This window comes from Myroides sp. C15-4 (assembly GCF_050522745.1).
In the GTDB taxonomy this organism is placed as follows: Bacteria; Bacteroidota; Bacteroidia; order Flavobacteriales; family Flavobacteriaceae; genus Flavobacterium.
The window spans coordinates 23,247-29,354 of the sequence record NZ_JBMVQX010000042.1 but is presented as its reverse complement, the minus strand read 5'-3'; the positions used below and the strand labels follow the sequence as shown (position 1 = coordinate 29,354).

Genomic DNA, 6,108 nt, shown 5'->3' with positions numbered 1-6,108 from the left:
TCGCCCAATGTGGTAATGAAGTCGTTATTATTTGCAATATGCTCCACAAAGGTTTTGTTGTTTGCCAACTCCACTACCGAAATGGATACTTTGTTTTGCTCCGAATCCGTCACAACTAAATTATCGCCTTCTAAGGTAAAGCTCACGTTTACCGTATTCAAGGCAGACCAGTCAATATCTTGACGAGCGTCATGTTCATCGTAATAGAAGAAGACATTGTTGATCGGATCATAGTTGACATTCCCGTACTTCTTGGTCAACTTATTGATGATGTTGTCAATAAACTCCTGCTTGTTGGTGATGTGATTAACAAAGTCAATGTTGTCGCCCAATGTGGTAATGAAGTCGTTATTATTTGCAATATGCTCCACAAAGGTTTTGTTGTTTGCCAACTCCACTACTGAAATGGATACTTTGTTTTGCTCCGAATCCGTCACAACTAAATTATCGCTCTCTAAGGTAAAGCTCACGTTTACAGTATTCAACGCAGACCAATCAATATCATGCTCACCGCCTTGTGCATCGTAATACACAAATTTATTCGTGGTAGGATTGTAGTTTACATTTCCATACTTCCCTTTTAAGTTATTGATGATGTTATCAATAAACTCCTGCTTGTTGGTGATGTGATTAACAAAGTCAATGTTGTCACCCAACTTGGTAATGAACTCTTGGTTCTCTACTAAATTCGTAACGAATTTGCTGTTCTTCGCTATCTCCTCTACCGCTAACGATACTTTATTGTTGTTCGAATCCGTTACAACTAAATAATCATTATCTAAGGTAAAGCTCACGTTTACAGTATTCAACGCAGACCAATCAATATCATGCTCACCGCCTTGTGCATCGTAATACACAAATTTATTCGTGGTAGGATTGTAGTTTACATTTCCATACTTCCCTTTTAAGTTATTGATGATATTGTCAATAAACTCCTGCTTGTTGGTGATGTGATTAACAAAGTCAATGTTGTCGCCCAACTTGGTAATGAACTCTTGGTTCTCTACTAAGTTTGTAACAAACGTACTGTTCTTTGCAATATCAGCAATTGCTAAATATACGCTGTGATTTTCAGTATCAGTAATAACCAGAGATTCTTCATTATGCTGTGTTGGATTAGGACCTATTGCAAATGTATTATTCATACGGTCAACAATTGTATCGCCCGAAAGTAAAGCAATCCAAGTGCTGTTTTTCCAATAGTAAAATCCTGCTTTTAGGTTATTTTCACCTGTGTGATAGACTAATAAACTTTCCACTTCATCACCGACAATTGGTGCATATTGTGTCAGTGCCTTAAGTTTAACACGGGGAATTAAAATACCTTTATTTTCGGCTACAACTTCCAGTTGAGCAGCACTAGCTGCTTTTTTGGTACCGATACCAACTTGTGCCACAGCTGTTCCACTTAAAACAAGCGTAACCAATGGAATAATTCTTCTTATCATGTTTTATTTTTTTGTATTATATAATTCTTAAAATTTAATATTACAAAAATACAACTACTGAATTATCAATAACAATAATACATAATTATTACAAATAATAACAGTAAAAGATCTTTATAATAAATAATTATCTAAGTATTTATACTAATTATAATATTAAATCAAAATCTATTTTTGTTCAAAAAATCGCATAAAATCACGCTTCTAGTACTAGAAGTTCCATTCTTTAGAACACAAGGAATAAATCGGGTGACTGAGATTGGACACAATCTCGAAATGCAGTTTTTTTGTTGTGAAAAAAAATTAAATTTTTCTCATTTACATTAGTTGAATTAAGCGTATCATAATCTTCTTTTTTTCAAAATAAACGTCAGACTAGAAAGAAAATACAGTCTTTATCCATACACTTCATGCAACATCACAACAACCTACGACTAACACTACAGGTTTCAATCAACGGCTATTTTCTGATGCCAAGCTGCTCCTGTTGACTTATACTTATTTCTCAATAGAAGCGATATCTTGATGCGCATTTGAAAAACGTTCAACTGATCCTGAGTAAAGGGCTATTTCAAAGCGGTTTTACTTCACTTAATAATCTGTGAGGTTTTTTATATTAGGTAAGAACGCTCCACGAATACAAAAAACTTCGCGAACGTCTTTTGGGGCAACCAAAAAGTTATCGAACGCTGGGTTATCACTTACAAAAAGCAATTCTCCTTCTGGCGTATAGCGTTTAAAACGATAGCACAAAATGCCTTTACCTTCTACAACCACTAGGTAAATATGCCAAGGTTTGATTTCTGATAGGTCAATTTTTTTCGTCAAAACATACGAACTCACCTTAATCGTCGGATACATATTTTCAACCCCAATTTGAAAAGCCATATCGATTTCTTCCTCTGTAGGAAAAACACAGCTTGGTGAAGTACCGCAGCATTTTTCTGCATTTAAAAAATATTCAATGTGATGATCTACAGAAATCATTTTTACTCTTCTATTTTCTAAGTCTACGTTTAATACAGAATTAGGATGAGCCAAAAACAAATCATTTAAATCAATTTTGTGTTTTTTGCATATTTCAATGATTTTATCGTAGCGCAACGTTTCTCTAACTTTCCATGAAGAAAGTGTATTGGGTTTTATACCTAATAAACTAGCCAACTCCAAATCATTTTTATATCCGAGTAGCTGTTTTAATCTTTTAATTACTTCGTTTGCTTGTAACATAACTTTTTCTTTTTTCTTCTCTTTTTTCCTATTTATATGAAAGAGAATATCGTTCTATTCTCTAATATTCAACTATCTTGCCAAAAAAATCGCAATCGTTGTTTTTATACCAAATAAATAATAACAACTTTGTTTAAAAACAAATAAACATTTGATATTCAGTGTTTTAAAATTCAAACAATTTAAATAACCTTAACTTTTATTTAACGAACAAAAATTAAATAAACACCTAAATAGGTCCAATAAATACAATCAAAGCTTACAAAAAACGAATAGTCAATCGAAGTAAATCGCAAAATGCGTTTTTAATCCAGTCAATCTTATTGTTTCTTGATGTAAGGGAGTAGGCAGTTCTTATATCGTGAAGTATAGTCCTACGATACAGCAAATAAACACAACTAAATAGTGCTACATTACCGTTTGGATTTTTTCATTTTTAAGGCGACAAACAAATTTACACATTTCGCAAACTAATCTACATATGTTTACTATTTTTAGCAGTAAACAATAACTTTAAACAATTATCAACATCAATTAAGCATAATTTAGTAAAAAAGATAAATAAAACTTAATTTAAAACTGTTCTAAAAAACTAAATAAAACAGTTTTTCAATGCTCCTATATTCTCGAATTGTAGAATACTATTCTATTCAATAATTTAATTGAATAAAAAATCTCGAAATGCAAGCTCTGCTCGTCCCACAGATTTTTGCACAATATGTAGTAGACCTAAAAATAAAAAAGGTCATTTTTGGATAATTTACGTTTTGAAAAAGCGCTAAAGCGCTAAAAAAGAAAAGATAGATTCACCCGAACCTATCCTACCTAGAGCGAACAAGAATTGAATTCCCTTAGGTTAGAATGAAGTAAGATATTCTCAAATTGAGAAAAAAAAGCACCTTAAGAGTAAGGTGCTTGTGTATAAAAAAGTACTTATTTTAATTCAAAGCTGATGGATACAGCAGTATTCACTTCTATTTCTCCAACGGCTAACGTTTGATCCGCTGATTCATCAGCTCCCGCTGATTTCATCGCATACATCGGTCTAAATACGGGAGGCGATCCTCCTCCCCCATCTGTCACAACTAAAACCTTTCCTACTGTTTGTCCTAAAGCTTCTGCATAATCCGCTGCTTTTTTCTTAGCTTCTTGAACCGCTAATTTTCTTGCTTCAGTCTGATAGGAAGCCAATTGGGATGACTTGTACTCTACTCCATCGATGCGATTAACTCCTTTACTCATTACCCCCGCAATTAAAACTTCGTATTTCGATAGGTCTTCTAAAGTAAGCGTAATGGTTTGACTCGCTTGAAAATATTCTTTTTTATCGGTATAATCTTTATATGAATAAAAACTTAGGCGTTGCGTTTGAATATTTTTCTCTGGAACTTTTGCGTCTTTCAAATATTTCAAAACACTAGCCACAATCGCATCATTTGTGCTTTTTACTTCCTCTGCGCTTTTTCCTTTATTTTCAATTCCCAAACGAATGACAGCTTGATCTGGTACTGCCTTTACTTTTCCAATACCTTGTACTTGAATTTGTGGAACAGTCGTCCCTGCTGTTTGTGCATGAGCTGCAACCCCTAAGGCTAGACAAGCACTTGCTAGTAAAAAATTCTTTTTCATCATACTAATTTTCTAAATCATGTCTAACAAATATAGCGAACTCGTCTAAAAAATGAAGATTACCCCCTTTTTTATAATAAATGTTTAACACCTATATTTTGTTTTTCTTAGCCAAAAACAAGAGTAAAACAATGGGAATCAACAATAAAACAATTAAAAATGTCTGTTGTTGCAAGAGGACAGGATAACGCACTAAGGTTAGCACTAATCCGCCAATTGCTCCACCAAAATGAGCTGCATGTCCGATATTATCACTGTTTTTTCGCATCCCATACAAGCTGTACAACAAATACCCAATTGCAAAAATATACCCCTTAATCCCGATGGGAATAAAGAATAAATACAATTTTAAATCGGGATATAACAAAATCGAGGCGTATACAATACCTGTCACACCGCCTGAAGCACCAACAGCCAAATATTGACTTCGCTTGTGGTAGAGTTGGTAGGTCAACGCATTCCCTATCACAATACTCAAGAGATAAATAAGAACAAAATAAAAGCTTCCACTAATAGCTACCACAATACCAGCAAACATATACAGCGTAAACATATTAAAGGCAAAATGCATCCAATCTACATGCAAAAAGCCAGAAGTGATAATGCGGTAAAATTCTCCTTGGCGAATGCGATTCAAATCAAAATTGTATTTACTAAAAAAAGCGTAGTCCTGTAATCCTTTATAAGTAAGCAGTCCTGTACCAACCAAAATAACTAAAATAATAGGGGCTATATCCATATTCAACGATTTAAAATCCATCGACTGTTCGCATTTATGTGTCGATTTACGGGCTAAAAATAGTCTAAATCCAGTATCTTTGCTAGTAAATTAATCCTAAATAATGAAGTTACTCATTTACTATATCGCCTATCCTGTCTTATGGCTTATTTCTAAATTACCTTTTCCAATCTTTTACTTTGTATCAGATTGTTTTTTTGTACTGCTCTATTATATCGTGCGCTACCGCCGCAAAGTGGTAACTGAGAATATAAAGTTGACGATGCCTCATTTGTCAGATCAAGCAGTACAACAAACGGTTAAGCAATTTTACAAACACCTTTGCGATATGTTCTTGGAGATGATCAAAACCTTTACCATCTCGGAAGAGGACTTGAAGAAACGCTTTCAATTTACCAACCTCGACACTATATTAGAAGTAGAAAAACAGGGAAAAAGTGCCTTGTTATTTTGTGCGCATTACGCCAACTGGGAATGGTTAATTATCTTAGATAAATTCATTAGTTTTCAAGGCTATGCGGTTTATAAAAAACTAGCTAATCCACATTTTGATCACTTATTTCTAAAAATACGCACGCGATTCAACACCCGCTTGGTCGAAATGAAAGAGACCATTCGCGTGATCCGCCAAAATGAAGTCAATAAGAACCACGGTATTTACGCCTTCATCAGCGACCAATCTCCGATGATTGGCGATGCCAATTACTGGCAAAATTTTATGGGAATTGAAGTTCCCGTTTTTACTGGTGGTGAAGCCCTATGCAAGAAATTCAATATGGAACCTATGTACCTCAAGGTAGAATACGTCAAACGCGGACATTATCAGGCAACGTTTATTCCGCTTTTAAAAGCAGGTGAACAAGTCAAAGAAATACCAAATTACGAATTGACTAATCGCTTTTTACAAGAAGTGGAAAAACAAATTAACGAAGCACCGGCTTACTATTTCTGGACACACAAACGCTGGAAACACCGCGGTAAAAAACCAGCAAATATTAAATCCTTCCACTAAAAACACGTTAATTATACTGCATGTAAAAATTGCATTTCGTACCTTTAACT

Annotated in this window: 4 protein-coding genes and 1 pseudogene; 1 reads left to right on the top strand and 4 read right to left on the bottom strand. The window is 34.2% G+C overall.

The window, feature by feature from the left end:
* The 4 genes and pseudogenes from ACPDHL_RS14665 to ACPDHL_RS14650 form a co-directional block, all read right to left on the bottom strand.
* Window positions 1-1,448, bottom strand: a pseudogene (locus tag ACPDHL_RS14665) (hypothetical protein); the annotation flags it as partial.
* A 591-nt stretch (window positions 1,449-2,039) separates the two neighbouring features.
* Window positions 2,040-2,678 (bottom strand): LexA family transcriptional regulator, encoded by a 639-nt coding sequence (locus tag ACPDHL_RS14660; RefSeq protein ID WP_430533492.1) that lies wholly within the window; start codon window positions 2,676-2,678, stop codon window positions 2,040-2,042.
* A gap of 933 nt (window positions 2,679-3,611) precedes the next feature.
* Complete coding sequence (locus ACPDHL_RS14655; protein WP_430533491.1) at window positions 3,612-4,307, bottom strand: SIMPL domain-containing protein; 696 nt, start codon at window positions 4,305-4,307, stop codon at window positions 3,612-3,614.
* 91 nt (window positions 4,308-4,398) lie between these two features.
* On the bottom strand, window positions 4,399-5,046 hold the full coding sequence (locus ACPDHL_RS14650; protein ID WP_430533490.1) for a rhomboid family intramembrane serine protease: 648 nt from the start codon (window positions 5,044-5,046) through the stop codon (window positions 4,399-4,401).
* 103 nt (window positions 5,047-5,149) lie between these two features.
* Here ACPDHL_RS14650 and ACPDHL_RS14645 point away from each other — a divergent pair, with 103 nt between their 5' ends.
* Window positions 5,150-6,058 (top strand): lysophospholipid acyltransferase family protein, encoded by a 909-nt coding sequence (locus ACPDHL_RS14645; RefSeq protein WP_430533489.1) that lies wholly within the window; start codon window positions 5,150-5,152, stop codon window positions 6,056-6,058.
* Window positions 6,059-6,108 lie beyond the last annotated feature (50 nt).